This window comes from Serratia sp. KH_031 (assembly GCF_057839655.1).
Genome location: NZ_CM174496.1, coordinates 1,159,124 through 1,185,025, shown reverse-complemented (window position 1 = coordinate 1,185,025; position 25,902 = coordinate 1,159,124). Strand labels below are relative to the sequence as shown.

The 25,902-nt window shown below is 50.6% G+C and carries 23 protein-coding genes; 4 read left to right on the top strand and 19 right to left on the bottom strand.

Annotated features, from left to right (window positions below; translation table 11 throughout):
* Positions 1 to 6: 6 nt before the first annotated feature.
* From dnaE to rpsB, 16 genes are all read right to left on the bottom strand, one after another.
* Positions 7 to 3,495 carry a DNA polymerase III subunit alpha gene (dnaE, locus tag AC3ISQ_RS05210; RefSeq protein WP_489351175.1) on the bottom strand — a complete coding sequence of 1,163 codons (3,489 nt, stop codon included), beginning with the start codon at positions 3,493 to 3,495 and terminating at the stop codon, positions 7 to 9.
* A gap of 50 nt (positions 3,496 to 3,545) precedes the next feature.
* Complete coding sequence (gene rnhB, locus AC3ISQ_RS05205; protein ID WP_489351173.1) at positions 3,546 to 4,139, bottom strand: ribonuclease HII; 594 nt, start codon at positions 4,137 to 4,139, stop codon at positions 3,546 to 3,548.
* Complete coding sequence (gene lpxB, locus AC3ISQ_RS05200) at positions 4,136 to 5,284, bottom strand: lipid-A-disaccharide synthase (protein ID WP_489351172.1); 1,149 nt, start codon at positions 5,282 to 5,284, stop codon at positions 4,136 to 4,138. Before lpxB ends, rnhB begins: the two co-directional genes overlap by 4 nt.
* Before the next feature lie 3 nt (positions 5,285 to 5,287).
* Complete coding sequence (gene lpxA, locus AC3ISQ_RS05195; RefSeq protein ID WP_489351170.1) at positions 5,288 to 6,076, bottom strand: acyl-ACP--UDP-N-acetylglucosamine O-acyltransferase; 789 nt, start codon at positions 6,074 to 6,076, stop codon at positions 5,288 to 5,290.
* A 3-nt stretch (positions 6,077 to 6,079) separates the two neighbouring features.
* Entirely contained in the window at positions 6,080 to 6,535 is a 456-nt protein-coding gene (gene fabZ / locus AC3ISQ_RS05190) for a 3-hydroxyacyl-ACP dehydratase FabZ (protein ID WP_021179919.1), read from the bottom strand.
* 160 nt (positions 6,536 to 6,695) lie between these two features.
* Positions 6,696 to 7,718 carry a UDP-3-O-(3-hydroxymyristoyl)glucosamine N-acyltransferase gene (lpxD, locus tag AC3ISQ_RS05185; RefSeq protein ID WP_489351167.1) on the bottom strand — a complete coding sequence of 341 codons (1,023 nt, stop codon included), beginning with the start codon at positions 7,716 to 7,718 and terminating at the stop codon, positions 6,696 to 6,698.
* Between the two features lie 3 nt (positions 7,719 to 7,721).
* Positions 7,722 to 8,219 carry a molecular chaperone Skp gene (gene skp, locus AC3ISQ_RS05180; protein WP_489351166.1) on the bottom strand — a complete coding sequence of 166 codons (498 nt, stop codon included), beginning with the start codon at positions 8,217 to 8,219 and terminating at the stop codon, positions 7,722 to 7,724.
* 159 nt (positions 8,220 to 8,378) lie between these two features.
* A complete protein-coding gene (bamA, locus tag AC3ISQ_RS05175; protein ID WP_489351164.1) occupies positions 8,379 to 10,784 on the bottom strand; it encodes an outer membrane protein assembly factor BamA in 2,406 nt (801 codons plus the stop codon).
* Between the two features lie 33 nt (positions 10,785 to 10,817).
* Positions 10,818 to 12,173 (bottom strand): sigma E protease regulator RseP, encoded by a 1,356-nt coding sequence (gene rseP / locus AC3ISQ_RS05170; protein WP_489353136.1) that lies wholly within the window; start codon positions 12,171 to 12,173, stop codon positions 10,818 to 10,820.
* A 28-nt stretch (positions 12,174 to 12,201) separates the two neighbouring features.
* A complete protein-coding gene (cdsA, locus tag AC3ISQ_RS05165) occupies positions 12,202 to 13,050 on the bottom strand; it encodes a phosphatidate cytidylyltransferase (protein WP_489351163.1) in 849 nt (282 codons plus the stop codon).
* Between the two features lie 9 nt (positions 13,051 to 13,059).
* A complete protein-coding gene (gene ispU, locus AC3ISQ_RS05160; protein WP_489351161.1) occupies positions 13,060 to 13,818 on the bottom strand; it encodes a (2E,6E)-farnesyl-diphosphate-specific ditrans,polycis-undecaprenyl-diphosphate synthase in 759 nt (252 codons plus the stop codon).
* A gap of 280 nt (positions 13,819 to 14,098) precedes the next feature.
* Positions 14,099 to 15,295 carry a 1-deoxy-D-xylulose-5-phosphate reductoisomerase gene (gene ispC, locus AC3ISQ_RS05155; protein ID WP_489351159.1) on the bottom strand — a complete coding sequence of 399 codons (1,197 nt, stop codon included), beginning with the start codon at positions 15,293 to 15,295 and terminating at the stop codon, positions 14,099 to 14,101.
* A gap of 157 nt (positions 15,296 to 15,452) precedes the next feature.
* A complete protein-coding gene (gene frr / locus AC3ISQ_RS05150; RefSeq protein WP_489351157.1) occupies positions 15,453 to 16,010 on the bottom strand; it encodes a ribosome recycling factor in 558 nt (185 codons plus the stop codon).
* Positions 16,011 to 16,131: 121 nt separating this feature from the next.
* Positions 16,132 to 16,857 (bottom strand): UMP kinase, encoded by a 726-nt coding sequence (gene pyrH / locus AC3ISQ_RS05145; RefSeq protein WP_337261329.1) that lies wholly within the window; start codon positions 16,855 to 16,857, stop codon positions 16,132 to 16,134.
* 147 nt (positions 16,858 to 17,004) lie between these two features.
* A complete protein-coding gene (gene tsf / locus AC3ISQ_RS05140; RefSeq protein ID WP_489351155.1) occupies positions 17,005 to 17,856 on the bottom strand; it encodes a translation elongation factor Ts in 852 nt (283 codons plus the stop codon).
* 131 nt (positions 17,857 to 17,987) lie between these two features.
* Complete coding sequence (gene rpsB, locus AC3ISQ_RS05135; protein ID WP_489351153.1) at positions 17,988 to 18,713, bottom strand: 30S ribosomal protein S2; 726 nt, start codon at positions 18,711 to 18,713, stop codon at positions 17,988 to 17,990.
* 353 nt (positions 18,714 to 19,066) lie between these two features.
* Here rpsB and map point away from each other — a divergent pair, with 353 nt between their 5' ends.
* The 4 genes from map to AC3ISQ_RS05115 all read left to right on the top strand — a co-directional run bounded on the left by map (position 19,067) and on the right by AC3ISQ_RS05115 (position 23,984).
* On the top strand, positions 19,067 to 19,861 hold the full coding sequence (gene map / locus AC3ISQ_RS05130) for a type I methionyl aminopeptidase (protein ID WP_489351152.1): 795 nt from the start codon (positions 19,067 to 19,069) through the stop codon (positions 19,859 to 19,861).
* Between the two features lie 71 nt (positions 19,862 to 19,932).
* The gene (glnD, locus tag AC3ISQ_RS05125; RefSeq protein ID WP_489351150.1) at positions 19,933 to 22,602 is read left to right on the top strand and encodes a bifunctional uridylyltransferase/uridylyl-removing protein GlnD; all 2,670 of its coding nucleotides are present in this window, start codon (positions 19,933 to 19,935) and stop codon (positions 22,600 to 22,602) included.
* Between the two features lie 43 nt (positions 22,603 to 22,645).
* Positions 22,646 to 23,470, top strand: coding sequence for a 2,3,4,5-tetrahydropyridine-2,6-dicarboxylate N-succinyltransferase (gene dapD, locus AC3ISQ_RS05120; protein ID WP_489351148.1), 825 nt, complete (start codon positions 22,646 to 22,648; stop codon positions 23,468 to 23,470).
* Between the two features lie 124 nt (positions 23,471 to 23,594).
* On the top strand, positions 23,595 to 23,984 hold the full coding sequence (locus AC3ISQ_RS05115) for a DUF3461 family protein (protein WP_489351146.1): 390 nt from the start codon (positions 23,595 to 23,597) through the stop codon (positions 23,982 to 23,984).
* A gap of 32 nt (positions 23,985 to 24,016) precedes the next feature.
* Here the strand turns inward: AC3ISQ_RS05115 and AC3ISQ_RS05110 are convergent, their stop codons facing one another.
* From AC3ISQ_RS05110 to AC3ISQ_RS05100, 3 genes are read right to left on the bottom strand one after another with little or no spacing between them, the layout of a single operon-like run.
* Positions 24,017 to 24,466, bottom strand: coding sequence for a flavodoxin (locus tag AC3ISQ_RS05110; protein WP_489351144.1), 450 nt, complete (start codon positions 24,464 to 24,466; stop codon positions 24,017 to 24,019).
* 29 nt (positions 24,467 to 24,495) lie between these two features.
* Complete coding sequence (truC, locus tag AC3ISQ_RS05105) at positions 24,496 to 25,269, bottom strand: tRNA pseudouridine(65) synthase TruC (protein ID WP_489351142.1); 774 nt, start codon at positions 25,267 to 25,269, stop codon at positions 24,496 to 24,498.
* Positions 25,269 to 25,595: a YqcC family protein gene (locus AC3ISQ_RS05100; protein WP_489351140.1), complete on the bottom strand. Its 327-nt coding sequence runs from the start codon at positions 25,593 to 25,595 to the stop codon at positions 25,269 to 25,271. Before AC3ISQ_RS05100 ends, truC begins: the two co-directional genes overlap by 1 nt.
* Positions 25,596 to 25,902 lie beyond the last annotated feature (307 nt).

Here is a 25,902-nt window from a genome sequence, read left to right as displayed (position 1 = left end):
CCTATTTTAGTCAAATTCCAGTTCCACCTGCTCATTACCTACCAAGGTCCGCAAATCTATCAGCAAGCGGTCGGTGGGTGTCACGCGCCAAGTCGCGCCAAAACGTAGCTTGGCTCGTGCATCTTCCCGTTGATAGTAGAGATGCACTGGAATCGTCCCCGAGCGATGGGGTTCCAACGACTGTCGGAGACGGTTCAAAAGCTGGTCATCAATTTGCCTGTCCGTCAGCGAGATAGCAAGCCCACGGGCATATTTTTCACGGGCCTCACTGATGTCCATCAGTTCGCGGGCGGTCATTTTAAGGCCGCCGCTGAAGTCATCAAAGCTGACCTGTCCAGTGGCGATCAGGATACGGTCTTTTTCCAACAAATGCTGGTATTTTTCCAATGCATCGGTGAATAACATCACTTCCAGACGACCAGAACGATCATCTAGGGTACAAATCCCAATGCGATTACCGCGTTTGGTGACCATCACTCGTGAGGCGATCACCAAGCCGACGGCAATAGTCATTTTGCCCCGATCCGTCGGATGCATATCTTTCAAACGCTGGCCACCGGCATAACGTTCGATTTCCTTCAGATACTGGGTGATCGGGTGGCCGGTCAGATACAGCCCCAGCGTTTCCCGTTCACCATCCAGTACCACCTGCTCCGGCCAAGGTTGTACGTTAGCGTAGGATTGCTCCACCTGCTCTGGCGCTTCCGCCAATACACCAAACATATCGACCTGACCGATGGCTTCGGCTTTGGCATGTTGATCAGCCGCTTTTAGCGCATCATTTAATGCACTCATTAACGCGGCACGGTGCGGCCCAAGGCGATCAAACGCCCCAGACATGATCAACTTCTCAAGAATACGACGATTCAGTTTCTTGATATCAGCACGAGCGCACAGGTCAAACAAGTCTTTGAAATAGCCTTGTTCACCGTTGTTGCGCGCTTCAATAATCGCTTCAATCGGCCCCTCCCCCACACCTTTAATGGCACCGATGCCATAAACGATTTCACCGTCATCGTTCACGTGGAAGTGATACAGACCGCTGTTAATGTCCGGCGGCAGGATCTTCAACCCCATACGCCAACATTCATCCACCAAGCCCACCACTTTTTCGGTGTTGTCCATATCGGCGGTCATTACTGCCGCCATAAACTCGGCCGGATAGTGTGCTTTCAGCCATAACGTTTGGTACGACACCAAAGCATAGGCTGCAGAGTGAGATTTGTTAAAGCCATAACCGGCAAATTTCTCTACCAGATCGAAGATTTTGACCGACAGTTCGCCGTCAACGCCGCGCGATTTGGCACCATCTTCAAAACCGCCACGCTGCTTGGCCATTTCGACCGGGTTCTTTTTACCCATTGCACGACGCAACATATCAGCGCCGCCCAAGGTATAACCGGCCAAGACCTGAGCAATCTGCATGACCTGTTCTTGATACAAGATAATGCCGTAGGTCGGTTCTAACACCGGTTTCAGTGACTCATGCTGCCATTGGATATCCGGGTAAGAAATAGCTTCGCGCCCGTGTTTACGGTCGATAAAGTTATCTACCATGCCCGATTGCAACGGGCCGGGGCGGAACAATGCCACCAGTGCGATCATGTCTTCGAAGCAGTCGGGCTTCAAACGTTTGATCAAATCTTTCATGCCGCGTGATTCAAGCTGGAATACCGCTGTGGTTTCCGAGCGTTGCAGCATGTCGAAACTTTTCTTGTCTTGGAGCGGAATGGCAGCGATGTCGATCGGTTCTTCGCCCTGCTTGGCGCGCCGCTTGTTGATCATCGCCAGCGCCCAATCGATGATGGTCAAGGTGCGCAAGCCGAGGAAGTCGAACTTGACCAGCCCGGCGTATTCCACGTCATTTTTGTCGAATTGAGTGACCGGGTGGTTACCTTCAGCGTCGCAATACAGTGGCGCGAAATCGGTAATCTTAGTCGGAGCGATAACCACACCACCGGCGTGTTTACCGGCGTTACGCGTTACCCCTTCCAACTTACGCGCCATGTCGATCAGCGCTTTAACCTCTTCATCTGCTTCATAGATTTCTGGCAGTTGCGGCTCAGCAGCGAAGGCTTTCTCCAAGGTCATACCCGGATCGGGTGGCACCAGTTTGGAGATACGATCGACAAAACCATACGGATGCCCCAATACGCGGCCTACGTCGCGGATAACCGCTTTCGCCGCCATGGTTCCGAAAGTAATAATTTGCGATACCGCCTCACGACCATACATTTCGGCCACGTGCTCAATCACCTGATCGCGTTTTTCCATGCAGAAATCGACATCAAAGTCGGGCATTGAAACACGTTCAGGGTTAAGGAAACGTTCGAACAGCAGGTCGAACTCCAACGGATCGAGATCGGTAATTTTTAGCGCATAAGCCACCAGAGAACCCGCACCGGAACCACGCCCAGGCCCTACCGGGACGTCGTTATCTTTCGACCACTGGATAAACTCCATAACAATCAGAAAGTAACCGGGGAAACCCATCTGGTTGATCACTTTCAGCTCAATATCCAAACGTTCGTCATATTCAGGACGACGCTTCGCGCGCTCTTGCGGATCGGGGAACAGGAACTCCAAACGCTCTTCCAGCCCTTCCTTGGATTTAACTACCAAGAAATCTTCAGTAGTCATGTCACCCGTCGGGAATTGCGGCAGGAAGTATTCACCCAAACGGATAGTCACGTTACAACGCTTGGCAATTTCGACGCTATTCAGCAGCGCTTCCGGGATGTCGGCAAATAGCTCGCACATCTCATCTTCGCTACGCATATATTGCTGTGGACTGTAATTACGCGGACGTTTCGGATCGTCCAGCGTGAAGCCATCATGGATAGCAACGCGGATCTCGTGAGCATCGAAGTCTGATTCTTCGATAAAACGCACGTCGTTGGTCGCAACGACAGGTAAACCGCGCTCAGTCGCCAATGCGACCGCGGCATGCAGATAGTTTTCTTCGTCGGGTCGACCGGTGCGGATCAGTTCCAGATAGTAACTATCGGGGAAATACTGCTGATAAAACGCCAAACATTGATCGACTAACTGTTGGTTGCCGCGCAGCATAAATTTGCCGACATCGCCCATACGTGCGCCAGAGAGCAAAATCAGCCCTTCACGGTGTTCGATTAACCAATCGCGATCAATGGTTGGACCTTCCGCACCGTAACCACGCTGGTAAGCGCGCGAAATCAGCAGCGTCAGGTTTTGATAACCTTCATTATTAGCCGCCAATACGGTGAGCTGCGCCAGTTCGTCGCCCAACTCCTCGCTTTGTACGTGAAAATCAGCACCAATAATCGGTTTCAGCCCAGTGCCGTGAGCACCGCCGTAAAACTTCACCAAACCACACAGGTTGGTAAAATCGGTCACTGCCAACGCTGGCATGGATAATGCTGCGGCTCTCTTCACCAACGGGCCTATCTTGGCTAGCCCATCGATCATGGAGTAGTCACTGTGCACACGAAGATGAATAAAACGAGGTTCGGCCATATCCAGATACCCAAGATGATTAGATGAAGTCACTTGCCGATTTGGCGGATTTACAGCCCGAGTGCCCTACGTACTGGAGCAAAGCTACGGCGGTGGTGTTCAGTTGCGCCAAAAATAGCTAACTTTTCCAAATGGAACGCCGTGGGATAGCCTTTATGCTGCGCAAAACCATATTCCGGAAATACGGTATCCAACTCGGTCATTTCACGATCGCGGGTCACTTTCGCCAAGATCGACGCAGCGCTAATCTCCGCAACACGGCTATCGCCTTTGACTACCGCTTGTGAACGCATAGGTAATTTTGGGCAACGGTTGCCGTCAATCAGCACCATATCTGGCGTTACGGACAAACCGGCTACCGCTCGTTGCATGGCTAACATAGTGGCATGCAAGATGTTGATCTGGTCGATCTCTTCCGGTTCAGCACGCCCCAAGCTCCAGGACAACGCTTTTTCGACGATCTCGTCATACAACGCCAAGCGACGTTTTTCACTCAGTTTCTTCGAATCCGCCAGCCCAATGATCGGCTTGGATGGATCGAGGATCACCGCAGCGGTGACTACTGCGCCCACTAAAGGACCGCGCCCTACTTCGTCCACACCAGCAATCAAGCTTGCCGTTGGATAGATAAAGGGTTCAATCATACTGATGCCAGCTCCAACACAGCCTGAGCGGCCTGTTCATCTGCATCACAGCGGATACTTTGATGCAATTCAAGGAATGTTTGTTTCAATTCTTCGGTCTGTGGGCTGTCTTCCAATAACGGCATTAATGCAGCGGCGAGTTTGTCCGGCACACAGTCATGCTGAAGCAGTTCGGTGACAATTTCACGGCCTGCCAACAAGTTAGGCAATGAAACATATGGCGTTTTTACCAAACGCTGCGCCAACCAGAAGGTAAACGGCTTCATGCGATAACCAACGACCATTGGGCATTTCGCCAACATGCACTCCAGCGCCGCAGTGCCTGAGGCCAACAACGCCGCATCGCTAGCAATCATCGCTTCACGTCCTTGCCCATTGAGCAAATGCACAGTCAACTCTGGCGCAACTTCGGCTTTGATTCGTTCGAACTGTTCGCGTCGCTTGGCATTCACCAGCGGCACCACGACTTCCAGATCCGGATAGCGAGTACGCAGCAATTGAGCCGTTCTTAGGAAATCAGCACTCAACATTTCAACTTCCGCATTACGGCTTCCCGGCAGTAACGCTAAACAGCGCGCCGCTGGGGAAATCCCCAACGTAGCACGGGCTGCCTGTTTATCCGGCTGCAATGGCATAGCATCGGCCATCGTGTGACCAATGAAACGGCAAGGTACCTCGAAACGATCGTAAAACGCTTTTTCGAAAGGGAGAAACGCCAATACCAGATGGGTGGCTTTGCCGATTTTGAAAACACGTTTCTGACGCCAAGCCCAGACAGACGGGCTGACATAGTGAATAGTACGGATACCGCGTTGTTTCAAGCGGCCTTCCAGAGTGATATTGAAGTCCGGTGCGTCGATACCGACAAACACATCCGGCTTCAACTCACTGAACCGACGGGTAAGATCCTTGCGGATCTTCAATATGCGCGGCAGGCGCTCGAGCACCTCAACCACGCCCATCACCGCCAGTTCTTCCATTTCATACCAAGCTTCACAGCCTTCGGCCTGCATCAGCGGGCCAGCGACGCCAACAAAACGCGCGTCTGGATGTTTTGCCTTCAATGCACGGATAAGACCGGCACCAAGAATATCGCCGGAAGTTTCCCCGGCGACCAATCCGATAATCAATGGACGATTTGACATAGCTTAGCGAATAACACCACGAGTGGAACGAGCAAAGAAATCAACGAATTGCTGCACAACCGGCTGCTCTTTAGCAAGAGCTTCGATCTCTTCTTTAGCTTCATCGAAAGTTTTTTCGCTGCGATATAGGATCTTGTAGGCATTACGCACTGCCTGCATTTCATCCTTATCGAAGCCACGACGCTTCAACCCAACGGCATTAACGCCGAACGGTGTTGCGTGGTTGCCTTGAGCGATAACAAAAGGAGGCACGTCTTGAGCCACGCCGGAACAACCGCCCACCATCACATGTGCACCAATGATGCAAAACTGATGGATAGCCGTCATGCCGCCGATAATGGCGTGATCGTCGATTTCCACATGGCCTGCCAAAGTAGCATTGTTGGCCAAAATGCAAGAGTTGCCCACCACGCAGTCATGCGCAACGTGTACGTTCACCATCAACAAGTTGTCATTGCCCACTTTGGTGAGGCTAGTACCTTGCACGGTACCACGGTGGATAGTCACGCTCTCACGAATGCGGTTACGATCGCCGATCTCTACACGTGTAGGTTCGCCAGCATATTTCAGATCCTGATTCACTTCACCAATCGAAGCAAACTGATAGATCTGGTTATCGCGGCCAATCTTGGTGATACCATTTATCACCACGTGAGATTTCAGTACTGTGCCTTCGCCGATTTCCACCTGGGAACCGACATAACAGAAGGGACCAATGTGCACATTTGCACCAATAATGGCACCATCTTCAACAATTGCGCTAGGGTGGATAAAGGCGGTTTTGTCGATCACGTATTAAGCCTCCCGGCTGCGGGCACACATCATGGTTGCTTCGCAGACAATTTTACCGTCAACGGTCGCCACGCCTTTAAAGCGGGTCAGACCACGACGGGTTTTCTCAAAAGTGACTTCCATGATCATCTGGTCACCTGGTACTACAGGACGTTTAAAACGCGCTTCATCAATACCAGCAAAATAATACAGCTCACCCGGCTCCAGTTTACCCACGCTCTTGAACGCCAAGATACCCGTGGCTTGAGCCATAGCCTCTAAGATCAATACGCCAGGGAAAATGGGCTTGCCCGGGAAATGGCCTTGGAAAAATGGCTCGTTGACCGATACGTTTTTCACTGCACGTAGGTACTTGTGCTCTTCAAAATCCAGTACGCGATCGACCAGCAAGAATGGGTAACGATGCGGAAGCAGTTCCAAAATCTCTGCAATATCTAGAGTATGAGTGTCAGTAGTCAAAATACTCTTCCTGTCTCTAAAACTGATGGTAACAACAACACGGCCTGCGTTGACCCCAAAAGGAGATCACCAAGCAGGCCGCAAATTAATCGCTCTTTGCGCTTTTGGTTTTAAAACCAACGCGTTTCGTTTTATGCCCGAAATGGCGAGCGGTCAGTGTTTAATCTTTATCGACTTTTCGTTCAACCGCTTTTAAACGTTTGTTAATTTCATCGATATTCATCACTAACGCTGCTGTTTTACGCCAAACCTTGTTGGGTTGTAACGGAATGCCCGAAGAGTATACCCCAGGTTCGGTGATTGGTCGCATAACCATTCCCATTCCTGTGACCACTACCTTGTCAGCAATTTCCATGTGACCGTTGATCACACTGGCTCCGCCGATCTGGCAATAGCGGCCAATTTTCAGGCTACCAGCCATGATCACACCGCCTGCGACGGCAGTGTTTTCGCCGATTATCACGTTGTGCGCAATCTGACACTGGTTATCAATGATAACACCATTCCCAATCAGGGTGTTATCCAGCGCACCGCGGTCAATAGTGGTACAAGCACCGATTTCGACACGATCACCGATAATCACTGTGCCCAACTGAGGTATTTTAACCCAGTTACCGCGTTCGTTTGCGTAGCCAAAACCATCAGCGCCGATTACCGTTCCTGATTGGATCAGGCAATTTTGGCCGATTTCGACTTCATGATAAATTGTGACATTCGCCCATAGGCGAGTACCCACACCAATACGCGCGCGTTGGCCAATAAAACAGCCTGGGCCGATAACCACGTTATCGCCGAGCACTGCACCGGGTTCAATCACCGCATTCGCTCCAACACAGACGTTTTGACCCAACGTTGCCTCAGATGAAATCACTGCGCTTGGCGCAATGTTCTGAGCAGGAGACGGGGTGGTATCCATTATTTGCGCCATACGCGCATAGGTCAGATAAGGGTTTTTCACCACTAGCGCCGCACTGCGGCAATGTGGCAAGTCTGCTTCGGTAAGCACCACTGCGCTTGCCTGACAGGAAGATAGCTGCTCTTGATAGCGGCTATTTGACAGAAACGTGATTTGGCCAGCCTGGGCAGAATGCATTGAAGCAATGCCGGTGATGACGAGATCGCCATCACCGTGCAATTGTGCATCCAACTGCTGTGCTAAATCAGCCAGTCGAATTGAAGGCATGTGTTATTTAACCTGTTTCAGCACGTCAGCAGTAATATCTTTAGAAGAACCTGCATAAGCTACAGCATTAGCGTCGATAACGATGTCATAACCTTCTTTGCTAGCAACAGCTTTCACAGCATCCTGAATACGGCTCAGGATCTTATTACGCTCTTCCATCTGGCGACGACGGTTGTCCTGCTCGAAAGCCTGCGCTTTTTGAGAGAACTGCTCACGCTGAGTCATGATGTCTTTTTCTTGCTTGGTGCGATCGCTAGCCTTCATAGTAGAGGCATTACGTTGCAAGTTCTGCATTTTGGTCTGCAAACTTTTTTCCATGTTCTGGAGCTCGGTTGCACGGCTTTTGAACTCGCCTTCCAGTTGTTTTGCTACGGCAGCACGAGCTGGCAGCTGTTGGAAAATGCTGGAAACGTTAACGACAGCGATCTTATCTGCTGCTTGAACACCAGCTGAAGCAGCCATTGCTAAACCGAGGCCTGCGGCACACAACCACTTTTTCACTATAAACTCCTTACCATCACCCGTTTGTGTCATATGACACTCTGAAATACACAATTTGCCAGATTCCTCTCGTCAGACAATAAGAATCCTCTCCCTATGTCTGACCGTATCTCTGGCAATTGCGATTCTTTGCTTTGCCTTACCCAGAAGTGAGACCCGTTACCAAGTCTTACCAATGTTAAACTGGAACTGTTCGGCTTTGTCGCCTTCGTATTTCTTGAGCGGGTAGGCATAAGAGAACACCAACGGCCCAAGTGGAGACTGCCACTGCAAAGCGATACCTGTAGAGACACGGATATTACTGGCTTTACTGTAATCTGGCACACCATACATTTCGGTCTGAGAAGTATTCTGCCAGTTAGTATCCCACACCGTACCCGCATCCACGAACACCGACGTACGCACCGAGTTGGCGTATTTCTCACTGATGAATGGTGTTGGGGTAATCAGTTCCATACTGGCGATTGCCATGGCGTTACCGCCCACCGCATCGTCAGAAGTACAGATAGCAGTACCGTTGCTACAACTGTATGAATTGGAGTTGTAGTACACCGCTTTCGGACCAATGGTATTGGACTGGAAGCCACGCACGGTGCTTGAACCACCGGCATAGAAGTTCTCATAGAACGGCATTTCTTTACCGCCCAGCCCATCCGCGTAGCCTAAACGACCACGACCTAACAGTACCCAAGTACGATCGTTATTGATCGGCATGTACTGCACGCTGTCCAAAGTAACCTTGTAGTATTCGTTATCAGAACCAGGGATGGTCACTTTACCGTTCAACGTGGTGCGGTTACCCGAAGTTGGGAAGAAGCCGCGGTCAAGGTTGTTATATGTCCAACCCAAGTTCAGTGTGAAGTCATCCGCAGTGAAGCTGGCGCGATCCATAGTGTTCGGATCTTGCCCCATAGACTGCAGATAACGCCACATGGCGATCTGTGGTTGCATATCAGACAAGCTGTTATGTACGTAACCTAAACCTGCACGCAACGAGTTATTCTCGTTGATTGGGAAGCCTAATGTGCCGTCTAAACCATAACTGCTGTTGGTATAGTCGGACAGGTCCGCATCATCAGCTTTAAAGTCGTTGTAGAACAGACGACCGCCCAAGCTCACACCATCAACGGTGAAGTATGGGTTAGTGACTGACAATTCAGCGTAGGTCTGGTAATCGTTCTTAGTACCGTTGACGCCCACCGAGTAGCCAGTACCCAGCCAGTTATCCTGCTGTACACCGACTTGGAAGCTAACACCACTTTCCGTACCGTAGCCGATACCGAAGTTGAAGGTACCTGTGTTACGTTCTTTCACCTTGTAGGTCACATCAACCTGATCGGCAGTACCCGGCACACGTTGGGTTTCTACATCGACAGTTTCGAAGTAGCCCAGACGGTTCAGACGCTCTTTACCCTGCTCGACCTGATCGTTACCCAGCCAAGAACCTTCCATCTGACGCATTTCACGGCGCAGTACGGAGTCTTTACTGGTGTCGTTACCTTCAAACTTGATGCGGCGCACATAGAAACGGTTACCTGCGTCGATATTCACGTGCAGCTTAACGGTCTTATCCGCGTCGTTGATTTCTGGCTGTGTCTGTACACGCGGGTAGGCATAACCATAACGGCCCAACATCTTCTTGATGTTGTCTTCCATTTTGGTCACTTTGCTACCGTTATACAGTTCACCCGGCTCAACCTTAGTCAACTGGGCAACTTCCGCCGAGTGTCCTGCCAGGTTGCCGTTCACCACCACACCAGCCAGCTTGTACTGCTCACCTTCTGTAATGTTGATGGTGATATAAATACCTTTTTTGTCCGGCGTCAGGCTGACCTGCGTCGAATCAATGTTGAAACGCGCGTAACCGCGATCCAAGTAGAAGCTACGCAAGGTTTCAAGGTCACCCGCCAGTTTTTGCTTCTGATATTTACGATCGCCGACGACGTTCCACCAAGGCACCTCATCACGCAATTGGAAGCGTGAGATCAGCTCATCGTTGGTGAAGGCATGGTTGCCGACGATGTTGATTTGTTGAATTTTGGCGGAAACCCCTTCAGTGAACACCAATTTCAGGTCAACACGGTTGCGTGGCAACGGCGTCACAACGGCTTTCACCGTGGCGCTATATTTACCAACGCTGTAGTAGAAGTCTTCCAGGCCTTTTTCAATGCTGGAAATCGTGGTGCGGTCGAGTGCCTCGCCAACCCGAACGCCAGAGGCTTCCAAGTTCTGCTTGAGCATGTCATCTTTCACCGACTTGTTGCCGGAGAAAGTGATGCTGGCGATGGTTGGACGTTCCTTAACCTGAACGATTAATGTATTACCATCACGCAGTACGCGCACGTCCTCGAAGTTGCCAGTGGCAAACAAGGCACGGATGGTATTACTGATATCATCGTCAGTGACGGTATCGCCTACGCGAACCGGCATGTTGAGTAACGCCGCACCGACGGCGACTCGTTGCAGGCCTTCGAAATGAATATCCTTCACTACGAACCCGTCTGCACCGTATACGGTGGCGCTGCCAAACAGCAGCGACGCTATGAGCAACTTTTTCATCGCCATCGTTGTTATGCGTTCTTCCTAACCTATCCCTGCCTAAAGGCGAGAGAAATCATTGAAAAGTGCAAGACCCATTAACAGCACCAGCAAGATCGAACCTATGCGGTAGCTGTAGTCTTGTACTCGCTCGGAAACTGGCCCCCCCTTCAGCTTTTCTATTGCTAAGAAAAGGAGATGCCCACCATCTAATACCGGTAACGGGAACAGGTTGATGATACCCAGGTTGACGCTAATCAACGCCAAGAACATCAAATAATACACCAACCCAATTCCTGCTGAAGCCCCAGCGCCCTGTGCTATCGAAATAGGGCCACTCAGGTTGTTCAGCTTAATATCACCGGTAATTAATTTACCCAGCATGCTGACCGTAAGATGCATCAGTTGCCATGTTTTATCCCCAGCCTGATACAGCGCAGAGAACGGCCCATACTGGCGAATCGTCTTGTACTCGTCAGGTAGCGGCAATACCTTCGGTATTATGCCAGCGAACCCTACCGTCTTGTCTTTGCCCACCGATTTTGTATCTGGTATCAACGTCAAAGACAAGGGGCTACCGTTTCTTTCTACTTCTAAAATCAGCGGTTGACCCGGACCATCGTAAATACGTTTCACTAGTGTCTGCCAACGACCCAGCGGCTGACCATCGACTTTAACGATCCTGTCACCTGCTTGTAAACCTGCCTTTTGCGCCGCCGAGTCTGGCTGTACTTGCGCAAGGATAGATTCTATCTGTGGGCCGCGCGGAATAATACCTAGCGATACAACGGGATCTTGACGGTCTGGCTCAAAATGCCACTGGCGCAAATCCAGTGTTTTGGTCACGACTTGTGAGGAACCAAAAGGTGCGATCCCTACATCGGTTTTCTCGTCGCCAATCTTCGTGACCAACGCCAAACGAACTGATTCCCAATCAGGCGTTTCGATACCGTCAACCGACTTTAGTTCCATTCCCGATGAAATTTGAGCTTGTGCGGCAATAGATTGCGGAGAAATCTCACCGATAACGGGACGGTAACTTGGTACGCCGATGATAAACACCAGCCAGTAGGCAAGAATAGCAAACAGGAAGTTGGCAATAGGCCCCGCACTGACGATCGCAGCGCGTTGCCAAACGGTTTTGTTGTTGAAAGCCTGATGACGGAGTTCTGGTGCAACGGTTTCTACACGTTCATCCAGCATTTTCACGTAACCGCCAAGCGGGATCAAGGCGATAACATATTCAGTACCTAAACGATCGGTACGACGCCACAGCGCACGGCCAAAACCAATGGAAAAACGCTCTACGCGAACGCCGCAGCGACGAGCCACCCAAAAGTGCCCGAATTCATGCACGGTAATCAAAATACCGAGCGCAATGAGAAACGCTACCAGATTCCAGAGCACGCTGACCATCATCCCTTCACTCCCCGTCAACGACGGATTAAAACACTAACAGCATCAAACAGGCAAATACCGGTACTGCCGCAGTCAGGCTGTCGATACGATCCAGTATCCCGCCATGACCGGGTATCAGATGACCACTATCTTTGATACCAGCTTCACGTTTAAACATGCTTTCGGTGAGATCGCCTAGCACTGAAGCCAGTGCGGCAACAACCGAACAAATCAACAGCGTCGTTGGCACGATATTCAACGGAGCATAACGACCAAACAACCATGAGATCACGGCAGAAGTCACTAAGCCACCGATCAGCCCTTCCCACGTTTTACCCGGAGAAACCTTAGGTGCAAGCTTATGTTTTCCGAACAGTTTTCCGAATACATAAGCACCTGAATCAGCGCCCCAAACCAGCAGCATCACATACAATAGCCACCAAGAACCAGTGAAATGATTTTCTTCGTAGCCAAACTGACGCAGCGCCAACATACCCCAGAAGAATGGCACGATAGTCAGCAAGCCAAAGACTAAGCGCCAAGGGCGTGAATTACGCCACAGTGCGGCTGAGCCGGGGTAAAACAACACCAGCAACAACGCCGCCAACCACCAAGCTAACGAAAGCCACAGTGGGCCGCCAATCTGCAACAGATGGACGGATCGATCATAGGCTGGAATGCTGAGCATCATCAGTGCCAACAGGAAGCCACACAAAATAGCCAACCAGATACGCTGCGAGCGGGATGTAAAACCGGCTAATTGACCCCATTCCCATGCGGCCAACATGCACACCACCAGCGTTACCAAGGCAAAGCCCACCGGTGGCAGCAAAAAGAGCGCTGCGATAACTATCGGTATTAAAAACAGAGCAGTTATAAGGCGATACTTCAGCAAAAGTTCCCCCTAGGACGCATTAACGCCGATAGGTGTTGTTCCCCCGAAGCGGCGCTCGCGTTGTGCAAATGCATTCAGCGCACCTTCAAAGACAAGTTCATCAAAATCAGGCCAGAGCACATCACAAAAGTAAAGCTCGGCGTAAGCAATTTGCCATAGCAAGAAATTGCTGATGCGGTGTTCACCACCGGTGCGAATCACCAGATCTACCGGTGCCAGATCGTTCATACAGATCTGTTCGCTAAGCAACTCCTCGCTAATCTGCGTCGGGTGCAATAAACCCTCTTGCACCTGTTCGGCCAGACGCCGTACTCCCTGAATGATATCCCAACGGCCACCGTAGTTGGCGGCAATATTGAGTGTCAGACCATCGTTATTTTCTGTCAGTTGCTCAGAACGACGAATACGTTCTTGCAAACGCGTGCTGAAACGGCTGACATCGCCAATCACCCGCAGTCTGACGTTATGTTTATGTAGACTTTTCACTTCACTGTCTAACGCACGAACAAAAAGCTCCATCAAAGCAGACACTTCTTGCTCAGGACGGTTCCAGTTTTCACTGCTAAAGGCATAAAGCGTGAGCGCATCCAAATGATGACTAGCAGCAAAGCTGACTGCGCGGCGAACCGACTTCACTCCTGCTTTATGACCAAAAACGCGTAGCTTTCCTTGACGCTTAGCCCAGCGTCCATTGCCATCCATGATAATCGCGACATGGCGCGGTCCATAGATGAGCGGATTAGCCTCTTGTTGATTTGCGGACGACATAACGCGTACTTATTTCCTCAATAGATACAACAACCTTTCCAGAACTTAGGGCTCTTGCGCGCAAAAAAAGCCGTGTGCCCGACACGGCTTCGCTATCAGCCCAATCTGGAACCCTGAAAATCAGGGGAAAACCGGCATTCAATATGCCAATCAGGCCATTATTCAACGGTCTATCCGCTGACAGGTGGCGCAGACTATATCATCTCAATCAGGCTCGAACAAACAACCCACTACGGCGCGCGCAATTTATCAGCAAATTAGGACAATAGCGTGCCCGCCGTTAAGCGCACACTGTCCGAACTAACTCGCTCGCAGCTATACGAGCCCGACGATCAATATCTAAGACCGCATCAATACAAGACGGTTCCTGCACTGCCAACTGTTCGACTACTTTATGATTCACAATGGCAATATCAGTAAAACGAATTTGCGACTGTAAGAAAGCCGCCACCGCCACTTCGTTGGCGGCATTAAGCGCCGTAGTCGCAGCTTGCCCAGCATCAAACGCGTCAATGGCTAAGTACAGGCAAGGATAGCGCACCGCTTCAGGCTCGGCGAAAGTCAATGCACCGATACGGCAAAAATCTAACGCAGCAACACCTGAGTTCACCCGTTGTGGATACGCCATGGCATGCGCAATCGGAGTGCGCATATCTGGCGTTCCCAGTTGCGCCAAGACGCTACCATCATCATAGCGAACCATTGAGTGAATCACTGACTGCGGATGCAGGATCACTTCCATTTGTTCGGCCGAGGCGTTGAATAACCAACGAGCCTCAATGTACTCCAGTCCCTTATTCATCATGGTGGCGGAATCCACCGAGATTTTTCGCCCCATCGACCAGTTGGGATGTGCACACGCCTGATCCGGCGTCATGCTGGCGAATTGCTCTAGAGGAGTTGTACGGAATGGCCCACCGGAACCGGTTAACACGATACGTGAAACCCCGTGTTCAGCTAAAGAGGAGTACCCCAATTGCCGTTGAATACTTTCCGGTAAGCTTTGAAAAATAGCATTATGCTCGCTATCGAGCGGTAATAGCTGAGCCTGGTTTTCCCGTACCGCTTCCATAAACAGGCGACCACAGGTCACTAACGACTCTTTATTGGCTAACAGCACTTGCTTACCAGCACGAATGGCAGCCAAGGTAGGTAACAAGCCAGCCGCACCGACTATCGCAGCAGTGACCTGATCAACATCATCCAACGCAGCCAAATCACAGGCAGCTTGTACACCTGACAATACTTCGGTTTTGCTGCCGTTTTCAGCGAGCAGAATTCTCAATTCACGCGCGGCGCTTTCATCGGCCATTGAGGCGTACGCTGGGCGGAACTCTATGCACTGCTGTGCCATCACCTTAACGTTATTGCCAGCTACCAGCGCTTTAATCGCGAAACGGTCAGAATTTTCCCTAACCACAGCCAAAGTGCTGGTCCCAACAGAGCCGGTGGAGCCAAGAATAGTCAGTTGCTTCATGAGTTCGCTCTGATTAACGGTCTGATAAGATCGGAGGTGCTTAAGTTTGGAACCTCATGCACCGCTTGTCCATGATCTTTCAGTAGGATCAAACGGGATCTGTACCACAAAAAAACAAAGCGCCACCTAAGCGACGCTTTTTTCTACTCAAAACTGATTAGAATTCCATCAGCTCTTTTTCTTTCTCTGCCAGTGCAGCATCAAGCAGTTTGATGTAGCCATCGGTCATTTTCTGAATGACGTCTTGTGAACGACGTTCATCATCTTCGCTGATTTCTTTGTCTTTCAGCAGCGCTTTCACTTTGTCGTTCGCATCGCGACGCACGTTACGCACAGCTACGCGGCCTTGCTCGGCTTCGCCACGAACCACTTTAATCAGGTCTTTACGACGCTCTTCGGTCAAAGCAGGAAGCGGCACACGGATGTCGCTACCAGCTGACGATGGGTTCAGACCCAGATCAGAGCTCATGATCGCCTTTTCAACAGCAGTGCTGATAGAGCGGTCGAACACGTTGATTTTCAGCGTGCGGGAATCTTCTACGGTTACGCTAGCCAACTGACGCAATGGGGTGGAAGAACCATAGTAATCGACCATGATACCATCGAGAATGCTTGGAGAAGCACGGCCGGTACGGATTTTACTGATTTGGGTTTTGAATGCTTCAACGCTTTTTTCCATGCGTGTGTTAGCATCTTTTTCGATGTCGTTAATCACGTTGCGAACCTTTTAAACCGGGTTACTTGGCAGACCATATTGGGTATCAATACGACCCGTGAATTCTACTTACGAGAGCAATGGTTCCTGCTCCCGTGAATTAATATGTTCAGGATACCAATTACTTGGTAATCAATGTACCTTCATTTTCACCCATCACGACGCGGCGCAGTGCTCCAGGCTTATTCATGTTGAATACGCGGATGGGTAAGCCATGGTCGCGAGCCAAGGTAAAGGCCGCTAAGTCCATCACTTTCAGTTCACGTTCCAGCACGTCCTGATAGGTAAGTTGTTCGTACAATGTTGCATCCGGGTTTTTCACCGGATCAGCGGAGTATACACCATCCACTTTGGTCGCTTTCAACACCACGTCAGCTTCGATCTCAATGCCACGCAGGCAAGCGGCAGAATCGGTGGTAAAGAACGGGTTACCCGTACCGGCGGAGAAAATCACCACGCGGTTGTTGCGCAGCAGGCTGATCGCCTCTGCCCAGCTGTAATTGTCACACACGCCATTCAGTGGAATGGCCGACATCAGGCGGGCGTTCACATAGGCACGGTGCAGTGCGTCACGCATAGCCAGACCGTTCATCACGGTAGCCAGCATTCCCATGTGGTCGCCCACAACACGATTCATCCCTGCCTGCGCCAGACCCGCGCCACGGAACAGGTTACCGCCGCCAATAACTACACCGACTTGAATTCCTAGTTCGACCAGCTCTTTCACTTCCTGAGCCATACGATCCAAAACGCTAGCGTCGATACCAAAACCTTCTGCACCTTGCAGGGCTTCGCCACTCAGTTTGAGTAGGATTCGCTGATATACGGGTTTTGCATTGGTAGCCATGGTGTTCTGTCCTAAGAAGCAGTAATAGTTTTGGGGGTTTCAACCGATGAGATGCGTCTGTATTGAGTATAACGCCACAGAGCCAAACACCGGGTAATTCAGGCTGGATAAAATACAGCCGCCCTAAGGCGGCTATATTTAACAGACTTAAGACTGTTTGCTCATTGCTGCAACTTCAGCAGCAAAGTCAGTCTCAACTTTCTGGATGCCTTCGCCCACTTCGAAGCGGATGAAGTTAGTCACGTCTGCGTTGTGCTCTTTCAGCACCTGAGCAACAGACTTGCTTGGGTCGATAACGAAAGGCTGACCAGTCAGAGAAACTTCGCCGGTGAATTTCTTCATACGGCCTTCAACCATTTTCTCTGCGATTTCTTTCGGCTTGCCAGACTGCATCGCGATGTCCAACTGAACTTGGTACTCTTTCTCTACCACATCAGCAGACACGTCTTCTGGCTTAACGAATTCTGGCTTGCTTGCTGCAACGTGCATAGCAATTTGCTTAACCAGCTCTTCATCAGCGCCTTTAGCAGCAACCAGAACACCGATGCGAGCACCGTGCAGGTAGCTACCCAACACATCGCCTTCCAGGGCAGCGATGCGACGGATGTTGATGTTCTCACCGATTTTAGCAACCAGTGCAACACGCTCTTCTTCGAACTGTGCTTTCAACACGTCAACGTCAGTGATTTTGCCAGCAAAAGCCGCATCCAACACTTTGTCCGCGAACGCTTGGAAACCAGCATCTTTAGCAACGAAGTCAGTCTGGCAGTTAACTTCCAGGATCAGGCCATAAGTGCCTTCGATTTTGGTTTTGATCACGCCGTCAGCAGCTACGTTACCTGCTTTCTTAGCAGCTTTGATCGCACCAGATTTACGCATGTTTTCGATTGCCAGCTCGATGTCGCCATTAGCTTCAACCAGAGCTTTTTTACAATCCATCATGCCAGCGCCAGTACGCTCACGCAGTTCTTTTACCAGGGCAGCGGTAATATCAGCCATTTCTTTTTTCCTCGGTTATCTCGCTCGGAGCGGGATAGTTCTCATTCAGATAAGCAAAGGGGGCCTTTAAGGCCCCCCTAACCAACATATGTCAATACCTGGTTAATAAGGGCTCAAATGAGCTTGCCTTATTATTCAGCTTCTACGAAGCCTTCTTCCGCCTGAACGGCCAGATCTTGAGAACGACCTTCACGAACAGCGGTAGCAACAGCAGTCAGATACAATTTGATTGCACGGATTGCGTCGTCGTTGCCAGGGATGATGAAGTCAACGCCGTCTGGATCGGAGTTGGTATCAACGATAGAGAATACCGGGATACCCAGGTTGTTGGCTTCTTTGATCGCGATGTGTTCGTGATCAGCATCGATAACAAACAGAGCGTCTGGCAGACCACCCATGTCCTTGATACCACCCAGAGAGTTTTCCAGCTTGTCCAATTCACGAGTACGCATCAGCGCTTCTTTCTTGGTCAGCTTGTCAAAGGTGCCATCTTGGGACTGGATTTCCAGATCTTTCAAACGTTTGATTGACTGACGAACGGTTTTCCAGTTAGTCAGCATGCCGCCCAACCAGCGATGGTTCACGAAGAACTGATCGCAGCCAGTAGCATATTCTTTTACCGCTTCGCTTGCTGCGCGCTTGGTACCAACGAACAGGATCTTACCTTTACGGGAAGAGATCTTGGTCAACTCAGCCAGAGCTGCGTTAGCCATTGGTACAGTTTTTTCCAAGTTGATGATGTGAACCTTGTTACGAGCGCCGAAGATGAAAGGCTTCATTTTCGGGTTCCAGTAACGGGTTTGGTGACCAAAGTGAACACCAGCTTGGAGCATGTCGCGCATGGAAACAGTTGCCATGATTAAACCTCTATAGATTGTATGGGGTTATGCCTCCACGTATCCCATAACGCCGACCTCGACAATGACGAGTCATCTCAAGGCACCCCGGCGGATGTGCCGATACGTGTGTGTTATTTACACAATGTGAGTGCAGTTAAAGTATTTTCGGCCATATCCGTCGTCCCCACAAAGAAAACAGAGCGGATCTGCCGGCGCGCTTTATACCATAAACCGGGCAGTGACACCAACTTTTGTTGCAATTAACCACATTAAAAGAAATCGGATTTGGCAGTCCCCTAGCCCGGCTGATACCATGTGTCATTATTATTGCTTCTCATTGTCGATAACAACGACACCTGTGGACAAATTTCATGGCAATCTCAATTAAAACACCTGATGACATCCAAAAGATGCGCGTAGCTGGCCGTCTGGCGGCTGAAGTGCTGGAGATCATCGAACCTCACGTTAAACCTGGCGTTACCACGGGTGAGCTGGACAGAATCTGTCACGCGTACATCACCGATGAACAGCAGGCGATCTCCGCTTGCCTCAACTATCACGGCTTCCCGAAATCAGTTTGTATTTCGGTCAATGAAGTGGTCTGCCACGGCATTCCAAGCGACGACAAAGTGTTGAAAGATGGTGACATCGTCAACATCGACGTTACCGTGATCAAAGACGGTTTCCACGGCGATACCTCTAAAATGTTCATCGTGGGCAAACCGACCATTCAGGGCGAGCGCCTGTGCCGCATCACCCAAGAAAGCCTGTATCTGGCGCTGAAAATGGTCAAGCCGGGTATCCGCCTACGCACCTTGGGCAAAGCAATCCAGCAGTTCGTTGAAGCAGAGAAATTCTCTGTGGTTCGCGAATACTGCGGTCATGGCATTGGCGAAGTGTTCCACGAAGAACCACAGGTTCTGCACTACGACGCTGATGACGGCGGCGTGGTGTTGCAGACTGGCATGGCTTTCACCATCGAGCCCATGGTCAACGCTGGTGACTACCGCATCCGTACCATGAAAGACGGCTGGACGGTAAAAACCAAGGATCGCAGCTTGTCTGCACAGTATGAGCATACTATTGTGGTCACTGATAACGGCTGCGAGATAATGACGTTGCGCAAGGATGACACCATCCCCAACATCATTACGCATGAGATGTAAGTGCGGTATTAGCGCACCTACCAATACAGACACAGGCCGGCTTATGCCGGCTTTTTTTATGGGCTGCGTTTATGACTGAAAACTTCCACGAACAAGCGACATCACCGCAGGTCATGCCCCAGCAGCCTGACTATCCCAATACCTATGGCGATGAAGAGCTAAACTGCCTCCAACTGAAACAACACCTCGAACAATTCCAAAATTGGCTGGCGCTCGCTTTCGACGCAGGTACCAACGTCGAGAGCCTGGTGACCGCCCGTAGTGAGTTCATCGATAGCTTGTTGCGTCGCTTATGGACGTTTTACGGCTTCGAGGATATTCCAGAAACCGCACTGGTGGCGGTAGGCGGTTATGGCCGTGGTGAACTGCATCCACTCTCCGATATTGACGTACTGGTGCTCAGCCAACGTCGTTTGGACGAACAGCAATCGCAGCGCGTCGGGGAGTTTATTACCCTAATGTGGGATCTCAAGCTGGAGGTCGGACACAGCGTCCGCACGCTAGAAGAGTGTCTGTTGGAAGGGCTAGCAGATTTAACCGTCGCCACCAACTTGATCGAGTCTCGCCTGATTTGCGGCGACGTCGCATTGTTCCTACAAATGCAGAAGCATATTTTTAGCGACGGTTTTTGGCCATCTCCAAAATTCTTCCCCGCAAAAGTCCAGGAGCAACAAGAACGCCACCAGCGCTATCACGGCACCAGTTATAATCTGGAGCCTGACATCAAAAGCAGCCCCGGTGGCTTACGCGATATTCACACCCTGCTGTGGGTAGCCCGCCGTCATTTTGGCGCCACCTCGCTAGATGAAATGGTCGGTTTCGGTTTTTTGACCCAAGCCGAGCGTAACGAGTTGAACGAGTGCCAAAGCTTCCTGTGGCGCATCCGTTTTGCATTACATCTGGTGTTAACCCGTTATGACAACCGTCTGCTGTTCGATCGCCAGCTCAGCGTGGCGCAGCTACTGCGTTATGAGGGCGAAGGCAATGAGCCTATCGAACGCATGATGAAAGATTTCTACCGCATGACACGTCGCGTCGGCGAATTGAACGACATGTTACTGCAACTGTTTGACGAGGCGATTCTGGCGCTAGACGCCACGGAAAAACCACGTCCACTGAACGATGATTTCCAGCTACGTGGCGACTTGATCGATCTGCGCGATGAAACACTGTTTGTCCGCCAACCAGAAGCCATCATGCGTATGTTCTATTTGATGGTGCGTAATCGCGAGATCAAAGGTATCTACTCCACCACGGTGCGCCAACTGCGCCATGCGCGCCGTCATCTGACGCAACCTTTGTGTACCATTCCAGAAGCGCGTGAGTTATTTATGGCTATTTTGCGTCACCCTGGCGCGGTTGCACGAGCCCTGTTGCCGATGCATCGCCACAGCGTGTTGTGGGCCTATATGCCACAGTGGGGCAAAATCGTCGGTCAAATGCAGTTTGATTTGTTCCATGCCTATACCGTTGATGAACACACTATTCGCGTACTGCAAAAACTGGAAAGCTTCGCCGACGAAGAAACTCGCCCACGGCATCCGCTGTGCGTAGAACTTTATCCTCGGTTGCCTCATCCCGAACTATTGCTGATCGCCGCCCTATTCCACGATATTGCCAAAGGACGCGGTGGCGATCATTCGATCCTCGGCGCACAAGACGTGATCGAATTTGCCGAACTACACGGCTTGAACTCGCGCGAAACGCAATTGATCTCTTGGCTGGTACGTTGCCATCTCTTGATGTCCGTCACCGCCCAGCGGCGTGATATTCAAGATCCCACCGTTATTCAACAGTTCAGCAGCGAAGTGCAAAGCGAAACTCGTTTGCGTTATTTAGTGTGTTTGACGGTGGCCGATATCTGCGCCACCAACGAAAACCTATGGAATAGCTGGAAACAGAGCCTGCTGCGCGAACTGTATTTCGCCACCGAAAAACAACTGCGGCGGGGTATGAAAAATAGCCCAGACCTGCGCGAACGCGTGCGTCATCACCGTTTGCAAGCGTTGGCGTTACTGCGCATGGATAATATTGATGAAGAAGCTCTGCACCATATCTGGAGCCGTTGCCGCGCCGACTACTTCCTACGTCATTCACCGAATCAGTTGGCTTGGCACGCGCGTCACCTGCTGACACATGATTTGGCTCTACCGCTAGTGTTAGTCAGTCGGCAAGCCACGCGGGGCGGCACCGAAATTTTTATCTGGAGCCCGGATCGCCCCTACCTGTTTGCCGCCGTTGCGGGTGAGATGGATCGCCGCAATCTGAGCGTACACGATGCGCAGATTTTCACTAATCGCGATGGTATGGCCATGGATACGTTTATCGTGCTGGAACCCGACGGTAGCCCGCTGGCGGCCGATCGCCACGCTGCGATCCGTCAAGCGTTAGAGCAGGCCATCACCCAACAAGAATATCAACCACCGCGGGTGCGTCGTCCATCATCCAAACTGCGCCATTTCAGCGTACCGACTGAAGTGAGTTTCCTGCCAACACATACCGATCGTCGTAGCTATCTGGAACTGACAGCTCTCGATCAACCGGGTTTGCTGGCTCGGGTCGGTGAAGTCTTTGCCGATCTGGGGTTATCGCTGCACGGCGCACGCATTTCAACCATTGGAGAACGCGTGGAGGATTTATTCATCTTGGCCGATGGCGAACGCCGAGCGCTTAACCCAGAAACGCGCAGAAAGTTGGAACAACGGTTGACAGACGCCCTCAATCCAAACGATAAAATGTGATACAAGTAACCTTTAGATAAAAATTATCAGGACGAGAATAGATATGCAGCAATTACAAAACGTTATTGAAAGTGCCTTCGAACGCCGTGCAGACATTACGCCAGCCAACGTAGATACCGTAACGCGTGAAGCGGTAAGCCAGGTGATCAGCCTGCTGGACAGCGGTGCCCTGCGCGTTGCCGAGAAGATTGACGGTCAGTGGGTAACGCATCAGTGGTTGAAAAAGGCGGTGCTGCTTTCTTTCCGTATCAACGATAACAAAGTGATGGACGGCGCAGAAACCCGTTATTACGACAAAGTACCGATGAAATTTGCCGGTTACGATGAAGCGCGCTTCCTGAAAGAAGGTTTCCGCGTTGTGCCACCAGCGACCGTGCGTCAAGGTGCATTTATCGCTCGCAATACCGTGTTGATGCCTTCTTACGTCAATATCGGTGCTTACGTTGACGAAGGCACGATGGTTGATACTTGGGCCACTGTGGGCTCTTGTGCGCAGATCGGTAAAAACGTTCACCTGTCCGGCGGCGTCGGCATTGGTGGCGTTCTGGAGCCACTGCAGGCCAACCCGACCATCATTGAAGATAACTGCTTCATCGGCGCACGTTCTGAAGTGGTTGAAGGCGTGATTGTTGAAGAAGGTTCTGTGATTTCAATGGGCGTATTCATCGGCCAAAGCACCCGTATTTACGATCGTGAGACCGGTGAAATTCATTACGGCCGCGTACCGGCTGGCTCGGTAGTCGTTTCCGGTAACCTACCATCCAAAGATGGTTCATACAGCCTGTACTGCGCAGTTATCGTCAAGAAAGTTGACGCCAAAACACGCGGAAAAGTCGGTATTAATGAGTTATTACGCACCATCGACTAAGATTAGAAATAGCGGGTAAATCACCCGCTATTTTTTTGTCTGTGCTTTGTCGGCAGTCACAGTCGCGGACACGCCTTTCAGCCATAATGGGTAGTTGTGGATAAAATTAATCAGAGGATGTTGTATGTACGATAACCTGAAAAGCTTAGGAATCAATCAACCGGAAGATATCGATCGCTATAGCCTGCGTCAGGAGGCCAATAACGACATTCTTAAGATTTATTTCCGCAAGGATAAAGGCGAGTTCTTTGCCAAAAGCGTGAAATTCAAATACCCGCGCCAACGCAAAACCGTGGTCGCTGATAATGCAGGCAACGGCTACAAAGAAATTCACGAGATTAACCCGAACCTACGCTATGTGATTGATGAACTGGATCAACTGTGCCAACGCGATCAGGTAGAAGTGGATCTGAAGCGCAAAATCTTGGACGATCTACGCCACTTGGAAAGCGTCGTTTCTCACAAAATCGCCGAGATCGAATCCGATCTGGATAAACTGACTCGCGGTAAGTAAGGTTCAGCCAAGCGACTGAACCCACGGGCGCATTACTTTAACAATGCGCCCCATTCCTCTACCCAAGGGCAAGAAACAGCTTCTGGCTCAGGTTGTTCGATTGCATCAATCTCCAACACTTCCCCGACTCGTGTAGCACCCTGCTCTTGCAGCATGGCATCGAACGTGCGCCCCGCGCCACAATAGTTGTCATAACTACTGTCACCCAAAGCAATCAATCCGTAATGGAGTTCTGGTTGATAACCAATTTGATCGCGGATCGCGGCAAACAATGGCGCGATGCTGTCTGGAAGACAGCCTTGCCCGGTGGTTGAAGTGATCACTAGCGCATAATGCTGACGATATTCCTGCCAGTTTTCCAGCGTCCCTTCTTCGAACAGTTTGACCTCGTGCCCCTGTTCTTTGAGGATGTTTTCCGCCTCTTCCGCCACCAGCAATGAGTTACCGTAAACCGTCCCGACAAAAATACCGACTTGAGCCATCGCTCCTGCTCCATGATCTCGTTGAAAAATTATGACTTATCCTGACTGCTAGCCGCTAGAAACTCAACCCCAGCAAGCTCAGGGGCAACACCTTCCCAACCAAATTGTGACATCAGTCCCTGCCAGCGAGGTTCCCAACCAGCGCTAATCTGCAACAGTTCACCGGTTACCGGATGATTTAATTGCAGATGGCTGGCATGTAGCATCAAACGTTGGCAATCGAAATGCTGTGCTAAACCGCGATTCTGTCGCAGATCGCCATGTTTGCTATCGCCAATAATCGGATGACGCATATGCGCCATATGACGTCGTAACTGGTGTTTACGGCCGGTTTCTGGTTTCAACTCAACCAAGCTGTAACGTGCGGTTGGATAGCGCCCCACCGCGACCGGCATTTCCACCGTCGCCAGCGATTGATAATGCGTCACCGCGTTTTGTGGCGTTTTATCCTGACTCGCATGCTTGTCAGCTATCTTATCCATCTCTTCGATTAGCGGATGGTCGATAGTGCCGCTCTCCTGCAAATAACCGCGTACTACGGCATGATAGGTTTTCTGTACCTGATGCTGCTCAAACTGTTGTGAAAGCAAACGCGCCACGTCACTGGACAACGCCATCAACAACACGCCAGAAGTAGGACGATCCAAACGATGGACAGTAAATACGTGTTGGCCAATTTGGTCACGGACAGTTTGCATCACAAACACCGTTTCATGACGATCTAACCAACTGCGATGCACCAACCAACCGGCAGGTTTATTGACCGCCACCAAATGCTCATCCTGATAAAGAATTTCCAACATTATTGCGGTTCTTTATTCAGCATGTTGTCCAGTTGCTGTAACCGCATCAAAAGCGGTAAACAGCTCGGACTCCGGTCTTTCAACGCCTCTTCAAAGTATGGTGTCATGGCAAAACGTGTTGGCAACGGAGCCTTGGCATCTAATAACGCGTACATGCGTGGCAAAAATACCCATTGCAGCCACTCCTCCGCAGACATGCTGCTCACACAGAACGGTTCATCGGTAAATGCCTCAGGCTGCGGTGGAACGGCCTGCCACAACGCCAAATCGTGCATTGACTGTTCAATCGCCTGTAATTTATGACGAATCTGATTTTGCATACTCATCTGTTTTCCCGCTCGGTTTACGCTTTGTTCCCCAGCCAAGTGGCCGAAAAGCGGCAAAGCATAGCATTTTACCCCTTATAGCCAAAATTCGGCTGGGACGCTCTTGATGATAGTTTTGTGTGAATAACTGAGATGAGTAACAAATCGAGGATACTTTGTGAAAATAATCACAAAAAACAAAGAAACGACGTTTCAATAATTACGGTGAATGAAATATGAGTTAAGCATCATTAATACTTAAATTTTAGCAACGCATAAAAAATTGGGGGCACTGCGTTAACAGTGCCCCCGGTTCGTTTTATAGCTA

Coding starts and splice junctions, on each gene's coding strand:
- dnaE (WP_489351175.1), bottom strand. CDS start 3,495: ATGGCCGAACCTCGTTTTATTCATCTTCGTGTGCACAGTGACTACTCC.
- rnhB (WP_489351173.1), bottom strand. CDS start 4,139: ATGATTGAACCCTTTATCTATCCAACGGCAAGCTTGATTGCTGGTGTG.
- lpxB (WP_489351172.1), bottom strand. CDS start 5,284: ATGTCAAATCGTCCATTGATTATCGGATTGGTCGCCGGGGAAACTTCC.
- lpxD (WP_489351167.1), bottom strand. CDS start 7,718: ATGCCTTCAATTCGACTGGCTGATTTAGCACAGCAGTTGGATGCACAA.
- bamA (WP_489351164.1), bottom strand. CDS start 10,784: ATGGCGATGAAAAAGTTGCTCATAGCGTCGCTGCTGTTTGGCAGCGCC.
- rseP (WP_489353136.1), bottom strand. CDS start 12,173: ATGGTCAGCGTGCTCTGGAATCTGGTAGCGTTTCTCATTGCGCTCGGT.
- ispU (WP_489351161.1), bottom strand. CDS start 13,818: ATGTCGTCCGCAAATCAACAAGAGGCTAATCCGCTCATCTATGGACCG.
- ispC (WP_489351159.1), bottom strand. CDS start 15,295: ATGAAGCAACTGACTATTCTTGGCTCCACCGGCTCTGTTGGGACCAGC.
- pyrH (WP_337261329.1), bottom strand. CDS start 16,857: ATGGCTACCAATGCAAAACCCGTATATCAGCGAATCCTACTCAAACTG.
- tsf (WP_489351155.1), bottom strand. CDS start 17,856: ATGGCTGATATTACCGCTGCCCTGGTAAAAGAACTGCGTGAGCGTACT.
- rpsB (WP_489351153.1), bottom strand. CDS start 18,713: ATGGCAACTGTTTCCATGCGCGACATGCTCCAAGCTGGTGTTCACTTT.
- map (WP_489351152.1), top strand. CDS start 19,067: ATGGCAATCTCAATTAAAACACCTGATGACATCCAAAAGATGCGCGTA.
- glnD (WP_489351150.1), top strand. CDS start 19,933: ATGACTGAAAACTTCCACGAACAAGCGACATCACCGCAGGTCATGCCC.
- dapD (WP_489351148.1), top strand. CDS start 22,646: ATGCAGCAATTACAAAACGTTATTGAAAGTGCCTTCGAACGCCGTGCA.
- AC3ISQ_RS05115 (WP_489351146.1), top strand. CDS start 23,595: ATGTACGATAACCTGAAAAGCTTAGGAATCAATCAACCGGAAGATATC.
- AC3ISQ_RS05110 (WP_489351144.1), bottom strand. CDS start 24,466: ATGGCTCAAGTCGGTATTTTTGTCGGGACGGTTTACGGTAACTCATTG.
- truC (WP_489351142.1), bottom strand. CDS start 25,269: ATGTTGGAAATTCTTTATCAGGATGAGCATTTGGTGGCGGTCAATAAA.
- AC3ISQ_RS05100 (WP_489351140.1), bottom strand. CDS start 25,595: ATGAGTATGCAAAATCAGATTCGTCATAAATTACAGGCGATTGAACAG.